At 38.0% G+C, this 229-nt stretch carries 1 protein-coding gene; it reads right to left on the minus strand.

All coding sequences use genetic code 11. The features are described 5' to 3' along the window. A partial coding sequence (locus tag FDW96_RS25195; RefSeq protein ID WP_212732860.1) for a hypothetical protein occupies window positions 1-229 on the minus strand: 229 nt, incomplete at both ends.

The following is a 229-nucleotide window of genomic DNA, read 5'->3' on the forward strand; positions in this document are numbered from 1 at the left end:
GTATTTATTAGAAGCTAAGTCATAATAAACTTTCGCGTCCCCAATGACTTCACTAGATCCTGAACCATGTTCATATAGCAATGGATATCGTTCTCTAGCAAACTCGATACAGTTAGGTGTCAAGACAATACCGTTAAGATTCTCTACCCCAACTTCTGACCCAATACCTTGAAACGATTTCGATCCGTCCTCGTTTTCAGTTACTTTAATTTCAGCACTATTGGTTATT

The organism is Citrobacter sp. TBCS-15 (assembly GCF_005280815.1).
In the GTDB taxonomy this organism is placed as follows: domain Bacteria; phylum Pseudomonadota; class Gammaproteobacteria; order Enterobacterales; family Enterobacteriaceae; genus Citrobacter; species Citrobacter werkmanii.